Origin of the sequence: Streptomyces millisiae (assembly GCF_031845425.1) — a bacterium.
Lineage (GTDB): Bacteria > Actinomycetota > Actinomycetes > Streptomycetales > Streptomycetaceae > Streptomyces > Streptomyces millisiae.
On the sequence record NZ_JAVREM010000057.1, the window covers coordinates 17,698 to 41,482 of the forward strand.

General features: G+C 73.8%; 26 protein-coding genes, 1 tRNA gene and 1 pseudogene. 11 read left to right on the plus strand and 17 right to left on the minus strand.

Features of this window, described 5'->3' with window-relative positions; genetic code table 11:
• The first annotated feature begins 48 nt into the window (after positions 1–48).
• Complete coding sequence (locus RNC47_RS28155) at positions 49–1,080, plus strand: helix-turn-helix domain-containing protein (protein WP_311602719.1); 1,032 nt, start codon at positions 49–51, stop codon at positions 1,078–1,080.
• Here RNC47_RS28155 and RNC47_RS28160 read toward each other — a convergent pair.
• Positions 1,061–1,471, minus strand: a complete 411-nt coding sequence (locus RNC47_RS28160) for an organic hydroperoxide resistance protein (RefSeq protein WP_311602756.1) — start codon at positions 1,469–1,471, stop codon at positions 1,061–1,063. The two genes, RNC47_RS28155 and RNC47_RS28160, sit on opposite strands and share 20 nt — an antisense overlap.
• A 118-nt stretch (positions 1,472–1,589) precedes the next feature.
• Between RNC47_RS28160 and RNC47_RS28165 the strand changes: the two genes are divergently transcribed.
• From RNC47_RS28165 to RNC47_RS28175, 3 genes are all read left to right on the plus strand, one after another.
• Positions 1,590–2,030, plus strand: coding sequence for a MarR family winged helix-turn-helix transcriptional regulator (locus RNC47_RS28165; RefSeq protein WP_311602720.1), 441 nt, complete (start codon positions 1,590–1,592; stop codon positions 2,028–2,030).
• Between the two features lie 55 nt (positions 2,031–2,085).
• Positions 2,086–2,877, plus strand: a complete 792-nt coding sequence (locus RNC47_RS28170; RefSeq protein WP_311602722.1) for an alpha/beta fold hydrolase — start codon at positions 2,086–2,088, stop codon at positions 2,875–2,877.
• Positions 2,878–3,170: 293 nt separating this feature from the next.
• Entirely contained in the window at positions 3,171–3,296 is a 126-nt protein-coding gene (locus tag RNC47_RS28175; protein WP_311602724.1) for a hypothetical protein, read from the plus strand.
• A gap of 43 nt (positions 3,297–3,339) precedes the next feature.
• On the opposite strand, the gene RNC47_RS28180 is transcribed toward RNC47_RS28175, so the two are convergent.
• Entirely contained in the window at positions 3,340–4,218 is an 879-nt protein-coding gene (locus RNC47_RS28180) for a phosphotransferase (protein ID WP_311602725.1), read from the minus strand.
• 302 nt (positions 4,219–4,520) lie between these two features.
• On the opposite strand from RNC47_RS28180, the gene RNC47_RS28185 reads away from it, so the two are divergent.
• Both RNC47_RS28185 and RNC47_RS28190 read left to right on the plus strand, forming a co-directional pair.
• Positions 4,521–6,953 (plus strand): glycoside hydrolase family 95 protein, encoded by a 2,433-nt coding sequence (locus RNC47_RS28185; RefSeq protein ID WP_311602727.1) that lies wholly within the window; start codon positions 4,521–4,523, stop codon positions 6,951–6,953.
• A 66-nt stretch (positions 6,954–7,019) separates the two neighbouring features.
• Entirely contained in the window at positions 7,020–7,463 is a 444-nt protein-coding gene (locus RNC47_RS28190) for a hypothetical protein (RefSeq protein ID WP_311602729.1), read from the plus strand.
• Here the strand turns inward: RNC47_RS28190 and RNC47_RS28195 are convergent.
• Together RNC47_RS28195 and RNC47_RS28200 are read right to left on the minus strand one after the other, a co-directional pair.
• On the minus strand, positions 7,440–8,942 hold the full coding sequence (locus RNC47_RS28195) for an MFS transporter (protein ID WP_311602730.1): 1,503 nt from the start codon (positions 8,940–8,942) through the stop codon (positions 7,440–7,442). The two genes, RNC47_RS28190 and RNC47_RS28195, sit on opposite strands and share 24 nt — an antisense overlap.
• Positions 8,943–8,979: 37 nt before the next feature.
• Complete coding sequence (locus RNC47_RS28200) at positions 8,980–9,594, minus strand: hypothetical protein (protein ID WP_311602732.1); 615 nt, start codon at positions 9,592–9,594, stop codon at positions 8,980–8,982.
• A 230-nt stretch (positions 9,595–9,824) separates the two neighbouring features.
• Here RNC47_RS28200 and RNC47_RS28205 point away from each other — a divergent pair, with 230 nt between their 5' ends.
• Complete coding sequence (locus tag RNC47_RS28205; RefSeq protein ID WP_311602733.1) at positions 9,825–9,992, plus strand: hypothetical protein; 168 nt, start codon at positions 9,825–9,827, stop codon at positions 9,990–9,992.
• An 18-nt stretch (positions 9,993–10,010) separates the two neighbouring features.
• On the plus strand, positions 10,011–10,574 hold the full coding sequence (locus RNC47_RS28210) for a DNA polymerase ligase N-terminal domain-containing protein (protein ID WP_311602734.1): 564 nt from the start codon (positions 10,011–10,013) through the stop codon (positions 10,572–10,574).
• Here RNC47_RS28210 and RNC47_RS28215 read toward each other — a convergent pair.
• The 5 genes and pseudogenes from RNC47_RS28215 to RNC47_RS28235 all read right to left on the minus strand — a co-directional run bounded on the left by RNC47_RS28215 (position 10,555) and on the right by RNC47_RS28235 (position 15,326).
• Positions 10,555–11,460 (minus strand): RNA polymerase sigma-70 factor, encoded by a 906-nt coding sequence (locus RNC47_RS28215; RefSeq protein ID WP_311602736.1) that lies wholly within the window; start codon positions 11,458–11,460, stop codon positions 10,555–10,557. The two genes, RNC47_RS28210 and RNC47_RS28215, sit on opposite strands and share 20 nt — an antisense overlap.
• A 2-nt stretch (positions 11,461–11,462) precedes the next feature.
• Complete coding sequence (locus RNC47_RS28220; protein WP_311602737.1) at positions 11,463–12,665, minus strand: NAD(P)/FAD-dependent oxidoreductase; 1,203 nt, start codon at positions 12,663–12,665, stop codon at positions 11,463–11,465.
• Between the two features lie 102 nt (positions 12,666–12,767).
• The gene (locus tag RNC47_RS28225; RefSeq protein ID WP_311602739.1) at positions 12,768–13,160 is read right to left on the minus strand and encodes a group I truncated hemoglobin; all 393 of its coding nucleotides are present in this window, start codon (positions 13,158–13,160) and stop codon (positions 12,768–12,770) included.
• Between the two features lie 233 nt (positions 13,161–13,393).
• Positions 13,394–13,927, minus strand: coding sequence for an NUDIX hydrolase (locus RNC47_RS28230; RefSeq protein ID WP_311602740.1), 534 nt, complete (start codon positions 13,925–13,927; stop codon positions 13,394–13,396).
• A gap of 65 nt (positions 13,928–13,992) precedes the next feature.
• Positions 13,993–15,326 (minus strand): annotated as a pseudogene (locus RNC47_RS28235) (transcriptional regulator).
• 153 nt (positions 15,327–15,479) lie between these two features.
• Here RNC47_RS28235 and RNC47_RS28240 point away from each other — a divergent pair.
• Positions 15,480–15,899 carry a hypothetical protein gene (locus tag RNC47_RS28240; protein ID WP_311602742.1) on the plus strand — a complete coding sequence of 140 codons (420 nt, stop codon included), beginning with the start codon at positions 15,480–15,482 and terminating at the stop codon, positions 15,897–15,899.
• On the plus strand, positions 15,892–16,062 hold the full coding sequence (locus tag RNC47_RS28245; protein WP_311602744.1) for a hypothetical protein: 171 nt from the start codon (positions 15,892–15,894) through the stop codon (positions 16,060–16,062). Before RNC47_RS28240 ends, RNC47_RS28245 begins: the two co-directional genes overlap by 8 nt.
• 679 nt (positions 16,063–16,741) lie before the next feature.
• Here RNC47_RS28245 and RNC47_RS28250 read toward each other — a convergent pair.
• From RNC47_RS28250 to RNC47_RS28265, 4 genes are all read right to left on the minus strand, one after another.
• Positions 16,742–17,260: a flavoprotein gene (locus RNC47_RS28250; RefSeq protein WP_311602746.1), complete on the minus strand. Its 519-nt coding sequence runs from the start codon at positions 17,258–17,260 to the stop codon at positions 16,742–16,744.
• A 435-nt stretch (positions 17,261–17,695) separates the two neighbouring features.
• A complete protein-coding gene (locus RNC47_RS28255) occupies positions 17,696–18,130 on the minus strand; it encodes a PIN domain-containing protein (protein WP_311602747.1) in 435 nt (144 codons plus the stop codon).
• Entirely contained in the window at positions 18,127–18,366 is a 240-nt protein-coding gene (locus RNC47_RS28260) for a ribbon-helix-helix protein, CopG family (protein ID WP_311602748.1), read from the minus strand. The genes RNC47_RS28255 and RNC47_RS28260 overlap by 4 nt, the downstream gene beginning before the upstream one ends.
• A 115-nt stretch (positions 18,367–18,481) precedes the next feature.
• A tRNA-Arg gene (locus RNC47_RS28265) sits at positions 18,482–18,557 on the minus strand.
• Between the two features lie 225 nt (positions 18,558–18,782).
• Here RNC47_RS28265 and RNC47_RS28270 point away from each other — a divergent pair.
• The gene (locus tag RNC47_RS28270; protein ID WP_311602750.1) at positions 18,783–19,160 is read left to right on the plus strand and encodes an Hsp20/alpha crystallin family protein; all 378 of its coding nucleotides are present in this window, start codon (positions 18,783–18,785) and stop codon (positions 19,158–19,160) included.
• Positions 19,161–19,175: 15 nt separating this feature from the next.
• Here RNC47_RS28270 and egtD read toward each other — a convergent pair whose 3' ends face one another.
• The 4 genes from egtD to egtA are packed head-to-tail and all read right to left on the minus strand — an operon-like array spanning position 19,176 to position 23,628.
• A complete protein-coding gene (gene egtD / locus RNC47_RS28275; RefSeq protein ID WP_311602752.1) occupies positions 19,176–20,180 on the minus strand; it encodes an L-histidine N(alpha)-methyltransferase in 1,005 nt (334 codons plus the stop codon).
• A 22-nt stretch (positions 20,181–20,202) separates the two neighbouring features.
• Positions 20,203–20,943 carry an ergothioneine biosynthesis protein EgtC gene (egtC, locus tag RNC47_RS28280; RefSeq protein ID WP_311602753.1) on the minus strand — a complete coding sequence of 247 codons (741 nt, stop codon included), beginning with the start codon at positions 20,941–20,943 and terminating at the stop codon, positions 20,203–20,205.
• Positions 20,943–22,253 (minus strand): ergothioneine biosynthesis protein EgtB, encoded by a 1,311-nt coding sequence (gene egtB, locus RNC47_RS28285; RefSeq protein ID WP_311602754.1) that lies wholly within the window; start codon positions 22,251–22,253, stop codon positions 20,943–20,945. The genes egtC and egtB overlap by 1 nt, the downstream gene beginning before the upstream one ends.
• Entirely contained in the window at positions 22,246–23,628 is a 1,383-nt protein-coding gene (egtA, locus tag RNC47_RS28290; RefSeq protein WP_311602755.1) for an ergothioneine biosynthesis glutamate--cysteine ligase EgtA, read from the minus strand. The genes egtB and egtA overlap by 8 nt, the downstream gene beginning before the upstream one ends.
• Positions 23,629–23,785 lie beyond the last annotated feature (157 nt).

Below are 23,785 nucleotides of genomic sequence, written 5' to 3' on the forward strand. Positions count from 1 at the left end.
CGGTCCCCGGCCATGGGCGGAAACGACGTGGTGCGATAAATTCCCGACATGAGCGCGAACGGTTCCGCGAGGCGGCACGTGGTGGCGCTGGCCGTGACCGACGGCCTGCCCACCTTCGAGCTGGCCGTGCCCTGCGAGGTGTTCGGCATCGACCGGCCGGACATCGCCGACCCCTGGTACGAGCTGCGGATGTGCGCGGCCGGTCCGGGGCCGGTGCGGACGGCGCACGGGCTCGTGGTGCCGACGCCGTTCGGCCTGGACGAGCTGCTGGTCGCCGACACGGTGGTGGTGGCGGCGTGCGACCCGGCGTTGACCAGGGAGCCGCCGGCGGAGCTGCTGGCCGCGGTGCGGCGGGCGCACGAGCTCGGCCGGCGGATCGTGTCGCTGTGCGCCGGGGTGTACATCGTGGCCGCGGCCGGGCTGCTGAGCGGCCGGCGGGCGACCACGCACTGGCTGTACGCCGAGGACTTCGCGCGCCGCTTCCCCGACGTGCGGGTCGACCCGGCGCCGCTGTACGTCGACCACGGCGACGTGCTGACCTCGGCCGGCACCGGCTCCGTCATCGACCTGTGCCTGCACCTGGTGCGCGCCGACCTCGGGGCGGCGGCGGCCAACGAGGTGGCGCGCCGGATGGTGGTGCCGCCGCACCGGGAGGGCGGCCAGGCCCAGTTCGCGCGGCGGCCGCGCCGCGTCTCGGCGGCCGTCACCGGCGGCGGCGCGGGGCTCGGCCCGGTGCTCGACTGGGCCCGGGCCCGTCTCGAACAGCCGTTGACGGTGGCCGAGTTGGCGCGGGCGGCGGGCCTCGGCGAGCGCACGTTCGCGCGCCGCTTCCGGGAGACGCTCGGCACCACGCCGTTGCAGTGGCTGCTCCAGGAACGGGTGCGCCTGGCACAGGAGTTGCTGGAGACCACGGACGCCCCGATCGAGGCCGTGGCGCACCGCACGGGCTTCGGCACGGCGCCGAACCTGCGGCACCACTTCCGTCGGCTCGCGGGGGTGGCGCCGGCGACCTACCGGGAGGTGTTCCGGCACCGGGCGGGGCGTCCGCGGGGCGCGGCGGCTACTCGACGATCAGCGTGACCGGCACGTTCCCGCGGACGGCGCGCGAGTAGGGGCAGACCTGGTGGGCGCGCTCCACCAGCTTCTCGCCCGCCTCGCCGGCCAGCTCCTCGGGCAGCTCCACGCGGAGCGCGACGTCGAGGCCGAAGCCGGCCTCGTCCTTGCCTATGGTGACCTCGGCGGTCACCGAGACCTCGCTGACGTCGGTCTTCTCGGCGCGCGCGACGTTGGCCAGCGCGCTGGCGAAGCAGGCGGCGTAGCCGGCGGCGAAGAGCTGCTCGGGGTTGGTGCCCTTGCCGTCGCCGCCGAGGGCCGGCGGCAGGGCCAGCGCCAGGTCGAGCTGCCCGTCGGTGCTGACGGCGCGGCCGTCGCGCCCGTTGGCGGTGGCCGCGGCGGTGTAGATCGCGTCCATGGGGTCCCACTCTCTCTCGTCGTCGTCCGTCGATCCGTCGTCGATCAACGCGGCATAGCATTGCACGCTATTAAATTGTGCGCAACCCAATTGGGGGCGACTCGGCTACCCTGGAGCCATGACCTCCGAGTACCTGCGCCTCGACCAGCAGATCTGCTTCGCCCTGAACGCGGCCTCCCGCGCCTTCGGCAACGTCTACCGCGTGGTGCTCAGGGACCTGGGGCTCACCTACCCGCAGTACCTGGTGATGCTGGTGCTGTGGGAGCACGGCGAGCTGCCGGTCAAGCGGATCGGCGAGCTGCTGCGGCTCGACTCGGGCACCCTCTCGCCGCTGCTGAAGCGCCTGGAGGCCGCGGGTCTGGTGCGCCGCCGGCGCAGCGCGGACGACGAGCGCTCGGTCACCGTCAGCCCCACCGAGGCCGGTCTCGCGCTGCGCGCGGACGCCGAGCGGATCCCGCGCCGGATCGCCGAGGCCACCGGGCTGCCGCTGGCCGAGGTCGTGGACCTGCGGGAGCGGCTGACCCGGCTCACCGCCGCGCTGGACGCGGCCGTGCCGTGATCCCCGCCACCCACGCTTGACCCTGACACCGATGTGAGGTCCTAGCTTCGGCCGCATGACCACCTCAGCCTCCACCGGCCTGGGCCGCGTCGTGCGCGGCTCGGGACCCGGACTCCTCCTCGCGCACGGCGCCACCGGCTCGATCGACGGCAACTACGGCCCGCTCCTGGACGGGCTCGCGGCGCGGCACACCGTCGTCGGCCCCGACTACCCCGGCTCCGGCCGCACGCCACGCGCCACGGCGCCGCTGGACGTCGACCGCCTCGTCGACGACCTGGTGGCCACGGCCGTCGAGGAGGGTCTCGACACCTTCGCCGTCCTCGGCTACTCGCTCGGCGGCGCGCTGGCCGTCCGCGCCGCCACCCGGTACCCGGAGCGGGTGACGGCGCTGGTGCTGACCGCCACCTTCGCGCACGCCGGCCCCCGGATGCGGCTGCTGGTCGAGGACTGGCTCGACCAGCTCACCAGCGGCGACCGCGAACGCTCCGCGCGCTGGGCGGCGCTGCACGGACCGGGCACCCCGTTCCTGGACGGGCTCGACGCGGCCGGCCTGGCCGCGCTCGTCGACTCCTGCCGCGCCCCGGCGCCGCCCGGCGCGCTCGACCAACTCGGGCTCGTGGCCGGCCTGGACGTCCGCCCCGACCTCGGCCGGATCTCGGTGCCCACGCTGGTCGTCTCCACCGTCCACGACCTGCTGGTGACCCCGCACCAGCACCGCGCGGTGGCGGCCGGCATCCCGGGCGCGGAGTTCGCCGAACTGCCCTCGGGCCACCTGCCGTTCGTCGAGGCACCCGCCGAATGGCTCGCGCTGGTCACCGACTTCCTCGCCCGGGCCCACACCGGCTGACCGGGCCCTCTGGTCCGCGCCCCGGCTCTCGGGTCACTATCGTCGCGGAAAGAGGTGATCTCCATCGCTCTCGTGGCGCGGACCTTCTACCGGTATTTATGTGACAATCCAGACTGCACGTGGCAGTCGCAGCTCACCGGGTATCAAGCACGTGCACAGGAACAGTACGCACACCACGTCGACCAGCACCACGGCGGGGACGTCGCCTCCCCGTGCGGCCGCTGCGCGGGCGGCGGCCACGGCGCGGGGGAGCGCCGCGGCGACCCCGGACAGCGGAAGAGAGCGACCCAGGTATGACCACCACAGCCACCGAACTCGCAGCCCAGAGCACCCCCGTCGCGCTCAAGCAGTGCCCCGACTGCGGGGCCACCTGCCCCGACGACCGCGTGGCCTGCCTGGCCTGCGGGCACCGCTTCTGAGCGACTTCTGCGCGGCTTCTGAGCAACCGGCGCCCCGGCGGCGTCAGTCGGCGAGCGCGGCCCGCACGTCCGCCTGCCCCAACACCTCGACGCACCAGGCGAAGTGCCCGTCCCGGCCCGCCGGGTCGTAGACACACGCGCCGGCCACGGCGTAGCCGGCCAGCTGCGCCAGCAGCCACCGGCGGTCGTACCCCAGCGTCTCCGCCAACCGGCCGGCCAGCGCCTCGTGGTGGGCCGCGGCCTCCGGGCCGTACATGTCGAAGAACGCGGCGGCCGTGGCGGCGTCGAAGGCGTTGTCGCCGGCCGTGGTGAGCAGGCCCCAGTCGAGCAGCGCGGTCGGCCGACCCGCCGTGTCGACCAGGATGTTGGGCGGACAGATGTCACCGTGCACGATCCGCTCGCCGGCGGCCGGCGCGGCCGGCTCCCCGCCCGGCCCGGCGTCCAACACCGCGAGCAGCCGGGCCAGCAGCGCGTCGAAGCCGGGCACGGACGCGGCCAGCACCGGGCGGAACGCGGCGCCCCGCCGCCGGACCAGCTCGGGCAGCACCGGCCGGTCCGCGATCCGCTCGTTCAACACCGGCAGCGCGCGGGTCGCGGGACCGGCCGTGGTGGCGGCGAGGGCCGTCACCACGGCCACCACGGCGTCGTGCGCGGCGGCCGGCGCGAGGCCGGCGTCGCTCAGCGGCGTGCCCGGCAACTCCCGCTCCACGGTGCACGCCCGGCCGTCCCGCTCCGCCACCTCGACGATCAGCGGGGTGGCGAACGGCAGCCCCTGCGCGGCCAGTTCCCGGTAGAAGTCGACCAGCGGGCGCAGTTCGTCGACGCCGCGCTCGCGCCACACCTTGCCGATCAGCCCGCGACCGAGCCGGTAGACGGTGCCTTCCATCCCCTCGCCGACGAGTTCGGCACGCGACAGGTCCATGGTCGACCAGGGTAGACACCCCGACATGATCCGACCAATTCCCACCCGGCCCGCCGGAGAACGCCAGAAACCGCCCCGCGCACGAGGGTTGACGGCGGATACATCGGATCTCTACCGTCGTGGACACTGAGCCGCCCGAGCACAGCGCACAGGCCGAACAGCCGGGCCACCGGCGGGCGCTCAGGAGCCGCCCGTCCCCACCGCCGCGACAGCGCCCCCGCACGCCCCGGCTCCCCCCGGGACGGCGATCACCGACGCACGTCACCTCCCCCGGTACGACCCCGGTCAAGAAAGGGACACCTGTGCGCCCCCACACCGATCGCAGAGACTTCCTGGCCCTCTCCGCCGCCGCCGGCGCCGCCGCCGTGGGCGCGGCCAACGCCCCGGCCGCCGCCACCTCGCCCGCCAGCAGCACCGCCAGCAGCACCGCCACCGCCGCCGACCACCGGCTGCGGCTCTGGTACCCGGAACCCGCGGGCGAGTGGCTCCGGGCGCTGCCCGTCGGCAACGGCCGGCTCGGCGCCATGGTCTTCGGCGGGGTCGAGGAGGAGCGGCTCCAGCTCAACGAGGACACGGTCTGGGCCGGCGGGCCCTACGACCCCGCCGCGCCCGAGGGGCTCGCCGCCCTGCCGGAGATCAGGCGCCGGGTCTTCGACGGCGACTGGGCGGGCGCGCAGGAGCTGATCGGCAGCTCCTTCATGGGCACGCCCCTCGGCCAACTGCCGTACCAGCCGGTCGGGAACCTGCGGTTGACGTTCCCCGCCGGCGGGGCGGCGACCGACTACCGCCGCGAGCTCGACCTCACCACCGCGGTGGCCCGCACCCGCTACACGCGCGACGGCGTCACCCACACCAGGGAGACCTTCGCCAGCGGCGCCGACCAGGTGATCGTCGTCCGGCTGACCGCGAGCCGCGCCGGCCGGATCTCGTTCACCGCCGCCCTGGACGGCCCGCACCCGGACGCCACGTCCCACTCGCCCGACCCGCTGACCATCGCCCTGGACGGCACGGGCGAGACCTTCGAGGGGGTCGCGGGCCAGGTGCGGTTCCGCGCCCTGGCGACGGTGCGCGCCACCGGCGGCACGGTGACCAGCCGGGACGGGACCCTGACCGTCGCCGAGGCGGACGCGGTGACCCTGCTGGTCTCCGTCGGCACCAACCACCGCGGCTACCAGGACCTGACGGGCGACGCCGAGCGCCGCGCCCTGGAACCGCTGCGCGCCGCGGCCGACCGCCCCTACGCGCGGCTGCGCTCCCGCCATGTCGCCGACCACCGGCGGTACTTCGACCGCACCACCCTGGATGTCGGCGCCACCTCGGCCGCCGACCTGCCCACCGACCAGCGGGTCGCCGCGTTCGCCGACGGCGCCGACCCGCAACTCGTCGCGCTGCTCTTCCAGTTCGGCCGCTACCTGCTGATCTCCAGCTCCCGGCCCGGCACCCAGCCGGCCAACCTCCAGGGCCTCTGGAACGACCAGCTGCGCCCGCCCTGGGACTCGAAGTACACCATCAACATCAACACCGAGATGAACTACTGGCCCGCCGGCCCCACCAACCTCGTCGAGACCATGGAACCGGTCCTCGACCTGCTGGACGACCTGGCCGTCGCCGGCCGGCACACCGCCCGCGTCCAGTACGGCGCCGGCGGCTGGGTCTGCCACCACAACACGGACCTCTGGCGCGGCACCGCGCCCGTCGACGGCCCGTTCTGGGGCATGTGGCAGACCGGCGGCGCCTGGATGGCGCTGCACGTCTGGGAGCACTACCGCTTCACCGGCGACCTGGCGGCGCTGCGCCGCCGCTACCCGGTGCTCCGCGAGGCCGCGCGGTTCTTCACCGACTCGCTGGTCGAGGACCCGAACACCGGCCACCTGGTGACCTGCCCCTCCAACTCCCCGGAGAACGCCCACCACCCCGACGCCTCGGTCTGCGCCGGCCCCACCATGGACACGCAGATCCTGCGGGACCTCTTCCAGGCCGTCGCCGACGCGGCCGAACTCCTCGGCACCGACGCCGACTTCCGCGAGCTGGTGCTGCGGCTGCGCGACCGGCTGGCCCCGACCACGATCGGCGCCCAGGGCCAGATCCAGGAGTGGCAGGAGGACTGGGACGCGATCGCGCCCGAGCAGCACCACCGGCATGTCTCGCACCTCTACGGCCTGCACCCGAGCAACCAGATCACCGTCCGCGGCACCCCGGAGCTCGCCCGGGCCGCGCGCGTCACCCTGGAGCAGCGCGGCGACGCCGGCACCGGCTGGTCCCTGGCCTGGAAGATCAACTTCTGGGCCCGTCTGGAGGACGGCGCCCGCTCCTACCAGCTGCTGCGCGACCAGCTCACCCCCGAACGCACCGCCCCCAACCTCTTCTGCCTCCACCCGCCGTTCCAGATCGACGGCAACTTCGGCGCCACCGCCGGCATCGCCGAGTGGCTGCTCCAGTCGCACACCGACGAGCTCCACCTGCTGCCCGCGCTGCCGCCGGAACTGCCCGCCGGCCGCGCCACCGGACTCGTCGCCCGCGGCGGCCACACCGTCGATCTCGCCTGGGCCGGCGGCCGGCTCGACCACGCCGTGCTGCGCGCCGGCCACGGCCGCCGGGTCACCGTCCGCACCGCCTCCCCCGTCGAGGTGACGGCGGGCGGCCGGCGGGTCGCCGTCACCCGCCCGGAACCCGGCGTCGTCGCCTTCGCCGCCACGCCCGGCACCGCCTACCGGCTCGCCCCGGCCGCCGGCTGAGCGTCGGCGGTCCTTCACCGGTCTGGGTGTTCAGCGGGCACCCCGGGTTGACGACCCTGAAGGGGTGTGACGGCACCCGCGCACTTTCACGCGTACCACTGGCAGGGGGAGCGCCGCGTCTACGACCAGGAGGCCGACCGCAGGCCGGGCCCCTGGTCCTCCCCCACCCCCGGTTTCCTGGCCAACACCTGCACCCCGGTCGTGATCAGCCACTGGCTGCTGCGGCCGGCATCCGCCATCACCCACACCTGCCGGACGGCCGAGGAGGCGGCCGAGTGGTTCCGGCGCGAGCTGGGCCGCGCCGCGCCCGCCTTCGCCGTCGAGCACGACCGGGAGCGGGCGGCGGCCCGCGCCGCGCTCGCCGCCGAGACCCTGGCCTGGGGCGGTGACGTGCACGCCGGCTGGTACCTGCGCGGCACCGGCTACCTCACGCTGGACGTCATCGGCTGCTCCCCCAACCACACGGACCCCCGGCTGCCGTGCCCGCTACGCGGCGGGCCCCGGCCCTGAGCCGTCCCGCTCCCGGCGCCCCGGCTCCAGCGGTGGCGCGTTGACGGCGCAGTGCCGGGTGCACTCCGGCGTCGGCGCCGGCTCGCCCTCCCCCTGCGGGAGCCGGCCCGGCACCGTCGCCAGGGTGAGCAGGCCGCCGGCCGCCATCAGGCCGGCGCAGATCCACACCGCCCGGCCGAACGCCGCGTCCACGGCCGCCGAGGAGCGGTACTGGTCGGCGGCGAGGCCGATGACCAGTGGCAGCGCGGCGACCGCGACCAGCTGCGCGACCCGCGCCGCCGCGTTGTTGACGCCGCTGGCCACGCCGGCCCGCCGCACCGTCACGGACGCCAGCACGGTCGCCGTCAGCGGCGCCACGAACAGGCTCAGCCCGAGGCCGAGCACCACCACGCCCGGCAGCACGTCACCCAGGTAGGAGCCGCCAGGACGCACCCGGTGCAGCAACAGCAGCCCGCACGCCCCGAGCAGCGCGCCGAGCGCCATCGGCAGCCGCGGCCCGATCCGCTGCGCCAGCGCCCCGGCGGGCCCGGACAGCGCCGTCAGCAGCAGCGTCATCGGCAGCGTGGCCAGGCCCGCGCCCAGCGCGTCGTAGCCGAGGCCGTTCTGCAGCTGGGTCGGCAGCAGGAAGAACACGCCACCGAGCGCCGCGTAGAGGCAGAGCGTCACCAGGTTGGTGCTGGTGAAGAGCCGGGACCGGAAGACGCCGAGCGGCAGCATGGGCCGCGGGGCGCGGCGCTCCCACCACACGAAGGCGGCCGCGACCAGCAGGCCGCCGACCGCCGCCGGCCAGAAGCGGCCGATCAACGCGTAGGTGACCCCGCCGAGGCCGAGCGCGGCCAGCGCGGCGCCCAGCACGTCGAACCGGCCGGTGGCCCGCCAGTCCCGGCTCTCCGGCACGCCACGGGACAGCAGCAGGATGACGGCCGCGAACGGCACGTTGATGAAGAAGATCCAGCGCCAGCCGGGGCCGTCCACCAGCCAGCCGCCGAGGAACGGACCGAGGGCGGTGGCGACCCCGCCGAGCCCCGACCACAGGCCGACCGCCTTGGCCCGCTCCTCGGTCCTGAACGAGGACTGGATCAGCGCCAGCGACCCCGGCGTGAGCAGCGCGCCGCCCACCCCCTGCAGGGCGCGCGCGCCGATCAGCGCCGGCCCGCCGGGCGCCACCCCGCACAGCAGCGAGGCCACCGTGAACCACACGACGCCCCAGACGAAGACGCGCCGCCGCCCGTAACGGTCCCCCAGCCCGCCGCCGAGCAGGATCAACCCGGCCAGGGTGAGCATGTACGCGTTGAGCGTCCACTGGAGGTCGGAGAGCGGCACCCCGAGGTCGGCCCCGATGCGGGGCAGCGCCACGGTGACGATGGTGCCGTCGAGCATCGCCATCCCCGAGCCGAGCACGGCGCAGGCGAGCACCCGCCGCCCGGCCGGGGAGCCGGCCGTCAGCTCCCCGGCCTCGGCCTGTCCCGTCCGCGCCATGCCCACATCATCCCCGGCGGGCGCCGGGGCCGCCCCCTCAGCCGAGCCGTTCCACGGCCGTGCCCGTGGTGTCGCGGAACTCCTCGACGGGCGCGGAGTCGAGCCGGCCCAGCTGCCCCCACACCACGACCGTGACCACGTCGCCCTCGCGGCCGACGCCGAACAGGTGCACGTCCTGGGTGTAGCCCTCGTGGGACGAGTCGATGCCGTAGACGTGGCCCCCGTCCCCGGCGGCGACGCCCCCGTAGTCGACCCAGTCGGCGGTGTTGTCCGGGTGCTGCCGCTCGAAACCGTCCGCGCAGTCCTCGATGGCCGCGCGCAGGCTGTTCACCGTCCGACGGGCGGCGGCCGCGCTGTTCCGCTCGATGATGAGCTGGGTGGCCGAGGTGTCCAGCTCGGTACGGAAGTCGCGCCGCACCGTGCCGCGGTCCGAGACCACGCCCTCCAGGCAGAACAGCGGGTCGCCCGCGCCCGCCGTGAGCGCCCCCGCGGTCCACGGCGTCGAACTGGCCGGCAGGTCCCCCGCCTCCAGCGGCCGGTACCCGGTGTCCGCGCTCGCGGTGCCCCCACCGAACGCGAGGGTGCCGGCGAGCGCGGCCACGCTGATCCCGACGACACCGGCGGCGCGGGCGAGGCCAGAACGGTTGGTCATGACGAAAGTCCCCCTGAGAAACCGGATGGACGTGCCATCCGAATGGTTGTGCCAACGCCACGGAGTCTCGACCGGCCCCCGTCCCACCCACAACGCCCACTCCCCGATCAGACATGCGGGAACGCGAAAACCGCTCCTGACCTGCGGAGACCTTGGAGGGGTGGGACGGCGCGGCGGGACGCCCGAGCGCCTGCCGCCGGCGGGGGCGCGCGCCCGCTGGCCTCCCGGCCATGACCGTTTCCTCGTCTCTCTCCGCGTTCGTCGAACCGGCGCTGGTGGGTGAGCGGCTCGTCCCGGTGCTCGCCCGCCGGGTCGCCGCCGCGCTCGCGGCCCGCGCGGAGGGGCGGACGGCCGAGCTGCGCGAGGGGGTCGTCGTTCCGGATGCGGTGTGGGGGTAGCGCTGCCAGCATGGTGGGGTGGCCAGGGACGACCTCACCGAGTACCGGCGGAAGCGGGACTTCGGCAGGACGGCGGAGCCGCGGGGCGGCGAGTCCGCGCCGGGTGCGGAGCCGCGGTTCGTGGTGCAGATCCACGACGCCTCCACCATGCACTTCGACTTCCGCCTCGAGGCGGACGGCGTCCTGAAGTCCTGGGCGATCCCCAAGGGGCCCTCGACCGACCCGCAGGACAAGCGGCTCGCCATGCCGACCGAGGACCACCCGCTGGAGTACCGGGACTTCGAGGGCGTCATCGGCGAGGGCGAGTACGGCGCGGGCCCGGTGATCATCTGGGACGAGGGCACCTACCACGTCGAAGGCCGCCCGGTGGCCGAGGCGTTGGACCGCGGCCACCTGTCGTTCCGGCTCGACGGCGCGAAGCTGCACGGCGGTTACGCCCTCACCCGGTTCCGCGAGAACGCCTGGCTGCTGGTCAAGCGCGCCGACCGCCACGCCTCGTCCCGCGGCACCCCCGACCCGCAACGCGCCCGCTCCACCCGAACCGGCCGCACCCTGCGGCAGGTCACGGCCGAGGAAAGATAGCGTCCGCGACGGCGCGCAGCTTGTCGGGGTTGGCGACGTTGTGGATCGCGGTCACCCGGCCCTCGGCGTCGAAGTCGAGGGTGACGGTGGCGATCACCCGGCCCGGCGCGCTGAACAGGATGCCGGGGCCGCCGTTGAGCTCGACGAGTTCGGCGCGCATGTCGGCCGGGTCGACGCCCTGGTAGGTGACGGTGCCGATGGCCGCGAACCAGGAGGCCACCGTCGCCGCGCCCACCACCGGGCGCAGCGCCTGGCGCACCTTGCCGCCGCCGTCCGTCCACAGCGTGACGTCCGGGGAGAGCAACTCCATCAGGGCGTTGACGTCACCGCCGGTCGCCGCCGCGAAGAACCGCTCGGTGACGTCGCGTTGCCGGGCGCGGTCGGCGGTGAAGCGGGGCCGCCGGGCCCGCACGTGCTCCCGCGCGCGGTGCGCGGCCTGCCGCACGGCGGGCTCGGAGCGCTCCACCGCCTCGGCGATCTCGGCGTGGCTGAAGTCGAAGACCTCCTTCAGCACGAACACCGCGCGCTCCAGCGGGGAGAGCGTCTCCAGCACCACCAGCATCGCCATCGACACGGACTCGGCGTTGGTGACGACGTCCGCGGTGTCACCGCTGGTGAGGATGGGCTCCGGCAGCCAGGGGCCCACGTAGCTCTCCCGCTTGTGCCGGGCGGAACGCAGCTGCGCCAGCGCCTCGTTGGTCACAATCCGCGTCAGGTACGCCCTGGGGTCGGCCACCTGGGAGCGGTCGGCGGCCGACCACCTGAGCCACGCGTCCTGGACGGCGTCCTCGGCGTCGGCGGCCGAGCCGAGGACCCGGTAGGCCACGGAGAACAGCAGCCTCCGGTGCTCATCGAACACCCGCTGGTCGTCGTCGGTCCCCGGCACGGTCACCGCGCCTTCCGGACGCGGGTGAAACGGCCGCCGCGCGGCCAGAACGCGCCCGAGGCGGGCAGCTTCCTCATCCGGCCGTAGGTCGGCCACGGCGCGGCGGTCACCGTCTCCTTGTACCAGACCGCCGCGCGGCCGGTGAGGCAGACCCGGCGCGGGCTGTCGTCGGGGCGGGTGAACTGCACCACCGCGTCGCCCCGGCCCAGGCTCACCGGCGTGTGGTAGTAGCCGAACCTGAACGGCCTGGGCCGCCGGCCCGCCAGCACCCGCAGGATCGTCAGGGCGGCGTGCACACCCGTCGGCATGCCGCCCTGGCAGGTGCCGTGCATGACGCCGTAGCCCTGGGTGATCGCGGCCGCGTCCCCGACCGCGTACACCTCCGGGTGCGACACCGACCGCAGCGCGGCGTCGACGACGACGCGTCCCCGCTCGTCCACGGTCAGCCCCGCGGCGGCCGCCAGCGGCGAGACCCGCGTGCCGCTGGTCCACAGCACCGCGTCGGCGGGCACGCTCTCGCCGCCCACCAACTCGACCGATCCCGGCAGCACCTTCGCCACCTCGACCCCGGCGCGCACCCGGACCCCGAGCCGGTCGAGCGCGGCCCGCACATGCGCCCGGGCCCTGGGGTTCATGGTGGCGCCCGGCTCGGTCCTGCCCAGCAGGACGACGTCGAGCCCCGGGTGCCGCTCGGCGATCTCGGCGGCCGCCTCGACGCCGGTCAGCCCGCTGCCGCCGACCACGACGGTCCCGGCCCCACCGAGCCGCGCCAGCCGCTCGGCCAGCACCTCGGCGTCCTGCGCGCCGTCCAACGTGTGGCCGTGCTCCCGGGCGCCCGGCACCGCCGCCGTGTCCGCCACCCCGCCCAACGCGTACACCAGCGTGTCGTAGCGCAGCACCCGCTCGTCGTCGACCCGCACGGTCCGCGCGTCGGCGTCCACCGCCGTCACCCAGCCGCGCACGAACCGGGCGCCGGTGCCGTCCAGCAGCTCGGGCACGCTCAGCTCGGCCAGCCGCTGCCCGCTCGCCGCCGCGTGCAGCCGCATCCGCTCGGTGAACCGCTCCTGCCCGTTCACCACGGTGACCGCCACGTCGGCCCGCTTCCTCGTGCGGGCCGACAGCTGCACCGCGGCGGCCAGGCCGGCGTACCCCGCCCCCAGGACGACCACGTGGTGCTGCCGCCGCTCTTCGCGCTGTGCGCTCATCGCTCCGCCTCTCCATCAGCCGTTTGACGACCAGCAGATGCGGCGGCCCCTCCCATCCGTGACACGGCCCGAGTGTGACGTGCGCCACCCAGCCCTCTGGCTTCAGGCGGTGACGATGTCGGCCCGGAGCGGCCCGAGCCTCGCGGCGATCACCCCGATGGTGTCCTCGTCGACGCCGGCCTCGGCGAGCGAGGCCGCGAGATGCCCCACCACCCGGTCGAACGCCGCGTCCGTGACGCCGAGATGCCCGTGCGCCTTCTCCATCGACCGCCCGCTGTAGGGCCTGACGGCCCCGAGCGCCTGCCCGATGAAACGACTCTGGTGCCTCTTGAGCCGGTCGACATCGACGCCGTCGAAATACCCGGCGAGCGCCTCGTCGGCCAACACCTTCCCATAGAAGATCTCGACGACCGCCCCCACGGCGGCCTCCCCGCCGAGCCGGTCGTACAGCGTCTCCTCGGTCACCTGCTGGTCTGCTGCTGGGGAGTGAGTCATGCGCTCCACTGTGCCGAACGACACGCACATTCTGATGAGCCGTCAGTTTCCGTCTTGCCACGTTCCGTCCACACGGACCGACGGGTGATGGTGAACCGAATGACTCCCATTCGTAACGTTCCGTTACTGGCGAGCCGGGGGAGACAGGCGGGAAACACGCGAGCCGACGCGGCGAGTTCGACACGGACCCCGCGCACGGGGACGCCCTCGATCGCCCCGGGCCCTCCGGCGCTCTACGCGGAACGCATCCGATGCAGTAGGAGAAGCGCCGCAGCCGCGTTGGCCGCGCGCACCTCTCCGCCGGCGACGAGCCCCGGCACATCCGCCAGAGGCACCCACTCACGCTTCTCGGACTCGAAGGCGTCGACCGGTTCCCCGACATACTCGGCACCTTCACACCAGTACACGTGATGCCGGGCATCGCTGAACCCGTTGGACGGCTCGACAGTCATCAGGTGCCGAAGCGGCGCAGCCGGCCGCCACCCCGTCTCTTCGAGCATCTCCCGCGCCGCGGCGACTTCGACGTCCTCGCCGTCCTCGACGACGCCGGCGGCGATCTCCCAGCCCCACGAGTCGGTGATGAACCGGTGCCGCCACAGCAGGAGAACCTCGTCGCGCTCGTTGACGGCTGTCGCGAGGGCGACGGGCCGCTGGCGCAGCAGGTAGTGGTCGAGATGCCGCCCGTCCGGCAGTTCGACGTCGGCGAGGTTCAGCCGGACCCAGGGGTTCTCGTACACGGTGTGCTCGCTCAGGTTCTTCCACTGCACGCCTGCTCGCCCTCTCATCATCGGGAGTGCTCATCCCAGCACACCGAGAGGCGGCGAAGGCGCGGTCAGCCGATCGGCACGTTCAACGTCTCGTCGATCATCTCGACGGCGCTCGCGGCCGCGGCACCGCCCGCCTGTGCGAGCGTGCGACGCACGGAGACGAGTCGGTCTCGGAGCCGACGGGACTCCATCCCCTGCACCATGTGAACCATCTCCGCGGCCGTCGCGGCGCCCTGTTCGGCATCGCCTGCGGCCACCTCCGCGCGGGTGAGCGTCGCGAGCCGGTGCACCCGGCCCCGGGCATGGGCCTGGATGTCCGCGGCTTCGACGGCATACGCCTGAGCCGGCTTCACGTCTCCAAGGCTCATCAGCGCCTCGGCGAAGTGCGCCTCAACGAGGCCGGGCTGGACGTAGCCGGTCTCGTCCGGTTCCTCGTCCCGACGGATCCGGCCGGCCGAGGCTTCCGCGAGCCGCATGGAGCGATGCGCCGAGTGTTGGTCTCCCATGCGCGCGAACGCCTTGGCCTGCATGGCGTGCAAGTCCGTCGCGAGCGCCGGTGAGATGTGCGCGCCCGCCGCGCGCAGCCCGGCCTCGGCGAACGCGACGGCCTGGCGGTACTCCCGCAAGTACACGGACTGGTTGACGAGCAGGGCCATGATGTAGCCGCCGAAAGCACGGTCGCCACTCGCCTTCGCCAGCCGCAGTGCCTGATGAAAGTACCTTTGGGCCAGCCCCTGCCGATCGGAGTCGTAGGAACAGATTCCGGCGATGGCCACGAGGCCACCGACCGCTCGGTGGAGTTCACGGCCGATGGCATCCGAGTAGGAGCCACGCAGCAGCAGTGCCGCTTCTCCGTTGAGGAAGGCCAGGATCCGGCCGCGAGCGGCGACCCCGCCGGCCTGCGGTACATCTGCTCGAAGTGAATGCGTGCCGCGCGCAGTACGGCGACATCGTCACCGCTGACCCGCAGCGAGCCGCGGCGGGAGACATCCGCGTCGTCGGGCGGATTCTCCCATTCCCACACCGGGGCTGCGGCGGCCATGCCGGTCAATATGGTCAGGTTCGGCATGCGCCGTTGCTCGTCGGATCGCCAGAGCGCGGTGGCCCGCTCGACGAACCCCGGCAGGGGCGCGTTCGCCGCCGGTGGGGCGCCCGGCTTGCCCATGCCGACATCATCCAGGGAGACCGGGCGCTGCAGCCGGGCGGCCAGGATCGCGCAGATGAGATCAGGTACCTGGCCGCGCGGGCGCTGGCCCTTGAGCCAGCGGATGACGGACGTGTTGTCGTAGCGGAGGCGCATGCCTCGGGCATGGCCCGCCTGGTTGACGCGGGCGGCGAGGCCGACGTGCGAGATCCCCGCTTCTTCCAGTAGGGCGTCAAGCAGCGTGTTGGGCTCCATCGCTCCCCCTCGGTGGGTGGGAGTCGATTCTAGTGACGCCCCGATCACACAGTGTGTGAATCATTCGCCCTCGCCTGGGACAAACACACACTGCCCATCTCGGGTCGGCCCGGACATTCTGATCGCGATTTCCGATCGATGCTCCCGCCCACCTTGGAGGAAGATGTGGGTGCGCTCGCTGTTCCCTGGATTCCCACCGCCGAGCTCGGGGTCCGGACCGTTCCGGCCGGCCGCTGGTGGGACGCCGTCGAGGCCCACAGCTTCGCCGCCGTCTGCGTGCTCGGCGAACTGACCGGCCGGTGCGGGCCGGTGGTGGAGGACGAACCGCGAAGGCTCGCCTGGTGGCTGGCACCGGTCGGGACCGCGAGCGCCTGGGACCTACCCGAGGCACGCGTGCTCGGTCACGGGCACTACCTCACGATCCCACCGGCCGAATGGCGCTGGCGGCTCTGGGAGGGCGGCCCACCGATCCGCTGGCTGGTACCTCCGCTCAGCGAACGCCATCTGGCCGATCCCGCCGTCCTGCGACCCGCATTGACCCGCGCCATTCGGCACGGGATGAACCATGACTGACCCACCGCACGAAAGCACCGCGGTCACCGTGGTGACCGGCCTGGAAGGCCCCGTGGAACCGACCGTGCCGGTCCGCTGCCTGTACTGCGACCGCGGGACCGTCACGGACGACGACCACGCGACCGACTGCTTCTGGAAACGCGGAGAGGCCCCGCCCCGATGACCGGTCGCCGCCGACGGCCCCGCCGCGACCTCCGCGGCGCGCTGGACTCCGAAGCCGCGCATGCCCGCGTTGGAGTTCGGTCGAGACACTCGGTCAGCAGCGGCGGGCGGTTCCACGTAGGGACCTCGATTCCGTGTTCGTCCACGTGGCTCCGCCGTCGCTCACACCCGTCGTCGTCGGCCGTGGACGTCCAGGAGAGGCTTCCGCCGTGTCACTTCCTACGCGTCTTAGCGGCTGGACCCAACGCCCCGATGCTCGTGGCAACGAGAGTGCCCCTTCATCCTCGGCCGCTTGCACGGCTTACCTGTCGTTGTTTGCAAGCTCCCGCATTTGCCCTGCTTCCACTCCATGACTTCCTCCCCTGTCAGCCATTGCTTCTGGACTCGGGCACGATGGCCCTGAGCTTCACTCTGGATTCCTTCTCAGCTGTGGGGCAGGCGCATTTCCCATGACCTGAAGCACGCTCTGAGCGCATACGGCTTCGGCGACAGGGCAGTCGGGACGACTGCGCGGCGCCTGACACCTGCGTCGGGGAGTCACAGCACCATCAGCGAACCAAGAAGCGCAGGTACCGATCGCATGGGCCCCGTGTCGCCCGGTGGTCCAAGCGGACCAGGACGCACGATGGCCAGCTGACTGAAGGGGCCATGGGCTTCACCGTCGCGGCGACTCTGACCGGTTAGGCGAGAGCCGCGAGGCCGTCGCCCCAGGAGAAGGCAGCGATGTCGCCCTGTTTAGGCGGGTGCGGCTCGCCGGCGCCGAAGATGACGCGCACCCCCTGCTCGCGCAGCGTCGCCACCGCTCGGTCAACCGCCGGCTGCGCGCCGAGTGCGGTGGACCAGAACGGCATGGCCACCACGGGCACGCCGAGGTGCACGCCCTCGGCAGGGAGGCCGAGGGCGACGGTGTCGGTGATGCCGGCCGCCCACTTGCAGGCGCTGGTGGTGGTCAGCGGCGCCACCAGCATCGCCGTCGCCTTCGGCAAGGCGTCCTTCTCCCAGGGCAGTTTGTACTGCGAGCGCACCGGGTGACCGGTCAGCTCGGCCAGTTCGGGCAGACGCGGCTCCCACCAGCGGGCGGCCGACGGCGTGAGGATCAGGCACACGTCCCACCCCGCAGCCTGCGCCTGCCGAACACCCTCGTCCACGTGCTGCGCGGGACCGGCCGCACAGGCGATGAGGTACAGCACCTTGGTCATGCGTGAACCCCACAGCGTTCGGCCAGCGTTCGCAACTCCAACGAAGGGACCGGCACGAGCAGCAGATCCCACACACGACCGCCAGCACGGCCGGCCGACACCTCGTCGCGCCGACAGGCCAGGGCGCGTGCCGTCGTGACGAGGTGCCGGGCGCGGCGCTCGCGACCGAGGGCCGCCAGGGCGCCGGGGGCGATGCCCGTCTCCTACACGTTCTGGAGGGGACGGAAGCGCTGTCCGTGTCGGCGAACTGGCCCGGACGCCTTCCGCTCCCTCAACGCGCTCGGCTGGTCCAGCAGAACAAGCAGCGAGCACACGTCGTTGGGCCGCTCGATACGCCGCCTTTGTGGGGACCGTGCACGAGTAGGCCGGCTCCTTGGGCGTCACGGCGGCTGGCCGGTCGCCTGGAAGGCGCTTATGGCGCGGGGCCGGTTGGCTCTACAGGGCGTCGGGCAGAAGGCGAAAGGCGTGGTTGCCGGTGAGTGGGGTGACGGCTCTGAAGTCCCGGCGGTCGAGGGTCAGGATGGTCTCGGTGTCGAACGCCTCGGCCAGGACGACGTTCACCGCGTCGGTCAGGTCGAGTCGCAGAGCCGCGTAGCGGTTCTGGACCATGCGGGCCTTACGCAGCGTGTCGGCTGACAGCTCGGGGATGGCTACGCGTCCGGTGCGTTCCTGGGCCAACAGCCAGTCGTTCACCACGTAGGCGGCCCGGCGGTCGACATTGCGCGTGGTGATGTGCTCGATCTCAAGGATCACGAGCGGCGACACCACGGTGAGCGCCGCCTGGCGCATGGCGGTGCGGGCGGCTTTGTGCTCGGGATCCGAGGTGTTGAGGGCGGCGACCAGGCCGGAGGTGTCGCCGACGACGATCACTCGGCGTCCGCCACGCCGTCCGAGACCGCTCGGTCGATTTCCTCGGTGGTGACCGGGCCGCCGAAGTCCAGGCGCGGGATGTCCCACTCCTCGTCCCAACGCCGGGTGCGGAGGGCGGCGAGATGGAAGGCCTCCCGGAAGTACTCCGACTCCGGCCGCCCCTCCCGCGCCGCCGCCTCCTTGATCAGCGCGAGGTCCTCCTCGTCGACCATGACGGTCGTCTTCTTCAAGGCCATATGGTTATGGTACCTCCGCCATATGCTCCTCCCGGGGCCGTCCGCGACCGCGCTCGTTCATGCCGGAAGGGGATGCCAAACGCCCCGGACCGTGCTCGGTCCGGGGCGTTCGCACTGGTGCCCCCGGCAGGATTCGAACCTGCGACACCCGCTTTAGGAGAGCGGTGCTCTATCCCCTGAGCTACGAAGGCGCGTCGTGGACGACCAGTGTAGCGGGTGGTGGGGTGGGGGGCGGGGGCACGTGTGACAGGGGGCGGGGGCGGCTACTAGCATCGAAAGTGGCGGAAATGTCGCGATTCTCCTGATGGAGGTGAGCCGCCATGACACTTCCCACACGACGGCAGCGGCCGATGCCCGAGAGTCGGCGGTCGTGGGGTCGGGACGCGATGTCCGAGTTCGATGATCTCTTCAGTCGGATGGGGACCCTGCTCGAGTCGACCGTCGGCGGTGGGCTCGCGCGTGGCACGGCGTGGACGCCGTTCGCGGATCTGACGGAGTTCGACGACGCGTACGTGATCGAGTGCGAGCTGCCCGGGATGGCCCGCCAGGACATCGACATCGAGCTCGACGAGCGCGAGGTGACGATCAGCGGCGAGTACATCCAGCAGGAGCGGCAGGGCACGCTGCACCGCGGGACCCGGCGCACCGGCCGGTTCGAGTACCGGACGATGCTGCCGGGTCAGGTGGACGCCGAGCGCGTGACCGCGACGTTGCGCGAGGGGCTGTTGACGGTGCGCATCCCGAAGGCGGCCGGCGCCGGCACCCGGCACATCGAGGTCACGACCGAGGAGTGAGGCGGTCCGCGCGGCTCAGGCCGGCACCGCGAGGAGCACGGCGAACCGTTCCTGTTGGTCGGTCCACCAGTGTTCGAGCGTGAAGCCGGCCTGGGCCAGTTCCGGCTCGAGCCCCTCGCGCCGGAACTTGACGGAGATCTCGGTGCGCAGGTCCTCGCCGCGCAGGAAGTCCAGGGTGAGGTCGAGGGTGGGGATCTTGACGCTGTGGGTGACGCGCGCCCGCAGCCGCATCTCCATGCGTTCCTCCTCCTCGTTCCAGATCGCGCGGTGGTCGAAGGCGCCGGGGTCGAAGTCGGCGTCGAGCTCGCGGTTGAGGATGGTGAGCAGGTTCTTGTTGAACTCGGCCGTGACGCCCTGCCCGTCGTCGTAGGCGCGCAGCATGCGGGCCGGGTCCTTGACGAGGTCGACGCCGAGCAGCAGCGCGTCACCCTCCGTGGTCAGTGCCTGGCGCAGGCGGCCGAGGAAGGCGGCGCGCTGTTCGGTGTCGAGGTTGCCGAGCGTCGAGCCGAGGAACGCGACCAGGCGGGGCCCGGCGGAGGGCTCGGGGAGAGCGAGGTCGGTCTCGAAGTCGGCGACGGTGGCGGTGATCGCCAGCCCCGGGTAGGCGGCGGCGAGCGCCTGGCCCGCGGCGGTGAGCGCCGACTCGCTGACGTCGAGGGGGGCGTAGCGGCGCAGGGTGCCGGCGGCGGTGAGGGCGTCGAGCAGTATGCGGGTCTTCTCCGATGATCCTGAGCCGAGTTCGACGAGGGCACGGGCGCCGGTGAGTTCGGCGACGCGTGGGGCGTTGGCGCGCAGCACCATGCGTTCCGCGCGGGTGAGGTAGTACTCGGGGAGCCGGGTGATGCGGTCGAAGAGCATGCTGCCGCGGGCGTCGTAGAACCACTTGGGCGGCAGGGACTTGGGGCTCTCGGTCAGCCCGGCCTGGGCGTCGGCGCGCAGCGCGCGGGTGAGGTGGTCGGCGGCGATGCGGCGTTCGACGGTGAAGTGGCCTGTGGCGTCGCCCGTGGTGGACGGGGTCATGGGGGGTTCCTTTCGGGTGGGGTCACAACGGGGCTATCTCCGCGGTGTGTTGGGTGGTGAGGAGGAGCGACTGGTCGGGGACCTCCTGCCAGTCGCGGTCATCGGTGGTGGGCTCGGACGCGACGGTCACCTCGTCGCTCGTCCTGCGGTAGTGGAGGGAGGCGCCGCGGCGGATCGCGGCGATGGCGCGGCCGTCGGTGAGCAGGAGGTTGAGGCGGGCCGCCGGGCGGGCCGCGGCGGTGAGCCTGGCGACCTCGGCGAGCGCGTCGCCGGCCGGGGCGCCGGCGGTGAGGCGGCGGGCGACCATGACCCAGAGCAGGGCGGCGTCGGTGTGCGCCTCCATGGTCAGCAGGTCGGCGGCGGACAGCGACTCGCCGGTGTCGCCGGGCAGCGACTCCCAGCGCTCCACGAAACCGTTGAGGGAGAACAGCCAGCGGCCCAACGCGTAGGGCGCGGCGGCCGACTCCTCCAGGCTGTTGCCCGGGGAGGCGGAGCGGACCGCGGCGAGCACCGCGCCGCTGCGCAACAGGTGGGCGAGACCGGGGAAGTTGGCGTCCGCCCAGATGGGGACGGCGCGCCGGTAGCGGACCGGTCCCGCGCGGTCGCCCGGCGGGTACCAGCCGATGCCGAAGCCGTCGGCGTTGACGACCCCGTCGGTCCCTCGCCGGGGCGCGTAGGACTGTTCGTAGAGGCTGTGCGGCGGGTCGGTGACGATCTCGGCCAGCGCCCGGGGCGGGCCGAGGTAGGCCAGGTGCCGGCACATCAGGCGCTCCTGGCGGTGCGGAAGCCGGCGAAGATCTGGCGGCGGACGGGGAAGTCCCAGTTGCGGAAGGTGGATCGGCAGGCGACGGGTCCGGTGCCGAAGGAGCCGCCGCGCAGCACCTTGTACTCGCTGCCGAAGAAGACCTCGCTGTACTCGCGGTAGGGGTGCGCGGCGAAGCCGGGGTGGCCGGTGAAGTCGGTGGCGGTCCACTCCCAGACGTCGCCGAGGAGTTGCCTGGCCCCGCAGGGCGCGGCGCCGGCCGGGTAGCTGCCGGCGGGCGCCGGACGCAGGTGGCGCTGGCCGAGGTTGGCGTGGTCGGGGGTGGGTGGCGCGTCGCCCCAGGGGTGGCGCCGGGAGCGGCCGGCGGCCGGGTCGTGGCGGGCGGCCTTCTCCCACTCGGCCTCGGTGGGCAGCCGGCGTCCCGCCCAGCGGGCGTAGGCGTCGGCCTCGTACCAACTCACGTGCAGCACGGGTTCGTTCGGCGGCACCGGCTCGACGTGGCCGAAGCGGCGGCGCAGCCAGGTGTCGCCGTCGCGGTGCCAGAAGGCGGGGGCGGTGAGCTCGGCGCGCCGACGGTGGAGCCAGCCGTCCGGGTGCCACCAACGGGCCTGTCGGTAGCCGCCGTCGGCTATGAACTCCTGGTAGGCGGCGTTGGTGACGGGCACCGTGTCCAACCAGAAGGCGGGGACGTCGACGCGGTGCGCCGGGCGTTCGTTGTCCAGCGCGTCGGGGTCCGTGGCCAGGTCGGTGCCCATGGTGAACGGGCCGCCGGGGACGAGGACTTCGCGGGGCAGGGTGGCGGCGTCGGCGGGCGCGGCCGGCGGGTTCGGCGCGGCGAGGACGGCCGGGCCGCGGCGGAGTTGGTGGGTGGCGAGCATGGTCTCGTCGTGCTGCTGCTCGTGTTGGGCGATCATCCGGAAGAGGAAGCGGGCCTCGGACGGCGCGGTGGCCAGCACGTCGAGGGCCTGGGCGCGGACCTGGGCGAGGTAGCGGCGGGCCGGATCCGGGGCGAGCAGCGGCAGGCTGGGGCGGTCGGCCCGGGGGTGGCGGAACGCGTCGTAGTGGGCGTCGAGTTCGGGCCGCAGCGCGGGGCGGCCGCCGGCGGTGCGGACCAGCCAGATCTCCTCCTGGTTGCCTGTGTGCGCCAGGTCCCAGACCAGCGGGGACATCAACGGGGAGTGCTGGGCGGTGAGTTCGTCGTCCGGGAGGCAGTCGGTGAGGGCGCGGGTGCGGCGCCGGGCGGCGGCCAGGGCCTCGACGAGGTCGTCGACGTCGTCCGAGGGGGGCCGGGTGAGGGTGTGGTCAGTCATGGCGCGCCCCTTCCCGTGGGGGTCGTGCGGGGCGGTCGAGGCTGTCCAGGTGGTCGTCGGCCGGGCAGCGGCCGCGTTCGGCGTAGCGGTCGGCGAACCGGCCGACGGCGGCGCGCAGTCGGGCGTCCGCCGGGTCCCGGGCCAGCGCGGACTCGGCGGCGGCGAGGCAGGCGCGGACGGCGGGACCGAGCAGCGGGTCGGCCGGTCCGTGGCGGGCGGCACGCAGCCAGAGCTCCGGGCGGGGCCACCCGGCGGGGCCGACCAGCGGCTCGGTGGCGCGGCGCGCCGCCTCGGCCGCCACCGGATCGTCGAGCAGGGTGCGGACGACGGCGACCGGCACGATCCAGTCGTCGCCCGACTGGGCGTCGATCATGCGGAGTTCGAGCCAGCCGCGGGGCCGGACCGGCGGGAACAGGGTGCTGAGGTGGTAGTCGAGATCGGTCAACGCGGGAGGCCGTTCCGGGTGGCGGTGCGGTCCGCGCAGCCAGGAACGGAACGAGCGGGCGCGGGGGGTCGTCCAGGTGGCGGGCGGGTCGCGGCGGACGCACAGCAGCGGCGCGTCCAGGGCGTAGCCGGCCCAGGCGGCGCGCGGGTCGCCGTCGGGGCCGCCGGCCGGCTCCGGCGGGCGGGTGCGGCCCGGGTCGACGCGCGCCCACACCGCCTGCCGGGTGGACCGCCAGCCGGTCGGACGGCCGCGCCACAGCGGCGAGTTGGCGAACGCGGCGACCAGCACCGGGCCGAGCCTGTGGGCCAGCTCCCAGCGGGCACGGTAGCCGCTGGGCCCGTCCGACTCGTCGCCGGCGTCGACGCAGACCTGCACGGAGGCGCTGGCCCGCATCATGATCCGGCCGCTGGGACCGAAGTGGTCGAAGTACGCCTCCATCGCGCGGTAGCGGGGGGCGTCGAGGACGCGCGGCCGGAGCCGGTACGGGTCGAGCCCGAGGCCGACCGGGGTCAGCCCGGCGGCGGCCAGCGCGTGGCGCAGGGCCGCCACGTCGTCGGCGGCGGCGCCGACACAGCCGACCAGGCTGGTGGCCGGCGGCCCGCTGAGCTCGACCTGGCCGCCGGGCTCACGGGTGACACGGGAGCCGCCGGGCAGCGCGCCGGGGACGGCCAGCGGGGCGAGGGCGGCGTCCAGCGCCTCGGGCGGGACCAGGCGAGCGGGGTCGTGGCGGTCGTGGACCAGCCATTCGAGCTCGACGCCGGTGCGGAGCGGGGGCGCGGCGGCGAAGCAGGTGCGGCGGACGTGTGCCTCCGCCTCGGCGGCGGAGAGCGGCCGCGGCGGCTCGTCGGCGTCTAGGGTGGCGCCGACCGTGGCGCCGACCGTGGCGCCGACGGTGGTCGTGGCCGCCGTCGTGGTGGGATCCCATGCCATCCGGGCCGCCCTCCGCGTCTGTCCGATACGCCCCGGTTTTTCCGGAGCGCCGGATTCACGGTACGGCGGGGGTGTCGGCGGCGTCCTGCGGCGGGGGTCCACCTGGGTGTTTCGCGGCGGAGCGCGGGGCGCTTCGCGCGCGGGGGTTTCCCCCACC